Annotated in this window: 3 protein-coding genes; all 3 read left to right on the top strand. The window is 32.8% G+C overall.

From position 1 onward, the window contains the following. Positions 1-1,293, top strand: a 1,293-nt coding sequence (locus tag ENL20_07255) for an AarF/ABC1/UbiB kinase family protein (GenBank protein ID HHE38355.1), incomplete at its 5' end; no start/stop codon positions are given. 458 nt (positions 1,294-1,751) lie between these two features. Beyond that, positions 1,752-2,357, top strand: a complete 606-nt coding sequence (locus ENL20_07260) for a TetR/AcrR family transcriptional regulator (GenBank protein HHE38356.1) — start codon at positions 1,752-1,754, stop codon at positions 2,355-2,357. A gap of 130 nt (positions 2,358-2,487) precedes the next feature. Continuing rightward, the coding region (locus tag ENL20_07265) for a hypothetical protein (protein HHE38357.1) at positions 2,488-2,875 on the top strand (388 nt) is incomplete at its 3' end.

Genomic DNA, 2,875 nt, shown 5'->3' on the forward strand with positions numbered 1-2,875 from the left:
ATTGATACAAATCCGATTGCTTCTGCTTCCATAGCTCAAGTTTATCAAGCTGAATTATTCAGTGGAGAAAAAGTTGCGGTTAAAGTGCAACGCACCGGAATTCAAAAAATTATCGAAACAGACTTGGAAATAATGTTTCACTTTTCCCTTTTAATGGAAAAACACATCGCTGAAATGGAAATATTGAATCCGGTTGAAACGGTAAAAGAATTTGAACGCTCTATCCGTAAAGAAATTGATTTCGATATTGAAGCTTCTAATATAGAAAGGTTTGCAAGAAATTTTCAAACCGATATGACTATCTATATTCCTGAAGTTTATAGAGCTTATTCAACAAAAAAAATCCTGACAATGGAATTTATCGACGGCATCAAAGTATCAAACCTAAAATCGTTAAGAGAAGCTGGAAATGACCCTGTGCTCATTGCAGATCGAGGTTGTGATCTTGTTCTGAAACAAATATTTGAACACGGTTTTTTCCACGCTGATCCTCATCCGGGAAATATCCTCATAATGAAAGATAATATTACCTGTTTCCTCGATTTCGGAATGATGGGAACTTTGCTGCCGAAACACCAGGATTATCTCGGAAATATTATCGTGGGAGTCGTGAATAAAGATTCAAAGAAAATAACCGAAACGCTTCTCCGGCTCACGGGAACTTATAATATTGAAAATCGGGATCAATTGGAACAACGGGTTTCCGAACTGATCAATCAGTATGCTTATATTCCTTTGATAGAAATAAAAGTCGGTGAGTTTTTGAACAAACTTTTCAGAATGCTGATAGATTTCAAATTGAGATTACCTTCGGATTTTTATCTGCTTTCAAAAGCATTGATAACCATCGAAGGAGTCGGAACGATATTAGACCCTGATTTTGATATGGTTGCACACATTGAACCTTTTGCAAAAAATCTACTTAAAAAGCGATTGGACCCTGTTAAACTGGCAAAAGATTTGTATTCATCTGTGGCGGAATTTCGTCTTTTATTCAAGGATTTTCCTTTTGAGATCAGGGAAATTATCCGGCAGATCAAAACAGGAAAGTTAAAAGTAGAATTCGAACATAAAGGTTTGGAACCGATGCTCGTTAAACATGATCAGATCAGCAACCGCATTGCTTTCGCCATTGTTCTCGCTGCCCTCATTATCGGCTCATCGTTAATCGTACTTTCCAAAATTCCACCTTTGTGGAATGAAGTTCCGATCATCGGAATTGTAGGATTTGTAGGAGCGGGAATTATGGGATTCGGGCTGCTTATTTCGATTTTAAGGCACGGGAAGATGTAACCTAAATCATACTTTCATTTCAGTTATTTTGTATGCTTTCTTAAAAGTTTATGATCCGACAAGTATAACCAGAAAGCTTTCATATCAATTAAATTCTTTATGGGAATGTACTAAAAAATAAAAGATGGTCCCGTTGATTGTATAGAATCTACTTCAGTAAATTTGCTAAAACATATTAAAATCACCAATAAAAAAAAATGATAAAAATCCTGACTAATTGACATAAATTGTTTTATCCAAAAGCTGTGGCTAACAAACGTGTCAGTGTTCTGAATGAAAGAAAATGTGAAAGAGTACCACACACGCAAAACATTAGTAGCTATTCAATAAAATACAGAACTTTCAAAATATCTAAATCTAAATAAATCATAATAAAATAAACAATTCAAAAAGCATAAAAAAATAAATAAGAAAACTTGACACTAAAACCCTAGTTAAATTTTTGAAGATTATTATAAATTATTCAAATCTTTAAAAAGGAGTTTAATGTGGATAAAAGAGAAGATATTTTAAGAGCAGCCTCGGTTGTGTTTCAAAAATACGGATTCGCAAAAACTACTCTGGATGATATAGCCCGAGAATGCGGAATGAAAAATACCGCACTCTACTATTACTTTAAAAACAAAGAAGATATTATGAATGCTATGTTCGATTGTGATATGAAAAAGATACAGGATAATATCAGAAACGCGGTTGCCAAACAAGATACGCCTAAAAATAAAATCCACGCATTTATCCTGGAAAAATTGATTTCATTCAAAAGTCAGAAAAGGTATTTCAATTTGATATTAAGAGAGGATTTATCTGTAAAACAGAGACAATTTGCATTTGAACAAAAAAATAAATTCGATGAATTTGAAAAGGAATTATTAACGGAAATCATATCTGAAGGAATTAATAATAATGTTTTTGTGAACCATTCGATTGATTCTGTAATTTATATGATCACCGGAACAACTTGGGGAATCAGCTATTTTGTTTTGCATAATGAACAGGAAATGGATCTGAACAACATTGTTGATGATGTAGTTAATATAATGTTTATCGGATTAGAAAAAAGGTAAAATGAAATTAATGATAAAGTGCATTTTATTCATATTTATACTAGTTATTATAATCGCAAACTTCATAAGTAGTTTTATAATACAAGGAGCATTTAAACAAAAATATAAATCAAAATAAAGGAGACAAAAAATGAAAAAAACAATATTACTGTTAATCGTAATTCTAACTATATCACAGGTTTTCGCTAAAGATATTTCTCTTGATGAAAGCATACGGTTGGCTAAAGAACATAATAAAGATCTATTATCAGAGAAAAATTCGTTAGCATCTGCAAGTTGGGGAGAAAAGAATGCTTTCACAAATTTTCTACCCAAAGTTGCCTTTAATTCGACTATGGTCAGGCTTGATGATGATACTTACAAAGAAGCATCTGAAGTTATGCAAATTCCTGTTTTTGGTCCTGATGGAATACCGAATGGAAATTATATTCCTTTCTCCGGTGCTGAAATGAGCGGAGGCATTTACAAAACTTCTTTTAATAACGGTATTACTGTTCAGCAACCGATTTTCAACGGCG

It is taken from the genome of Candidatus Cloacimonadota bacterium, from assembly GCA_011372345.1.
Classification (GTDB): Bacteria; Cloacimonadota; Cloacimonadia; order Cloacimonadales; family TCS61; genus DRTC01.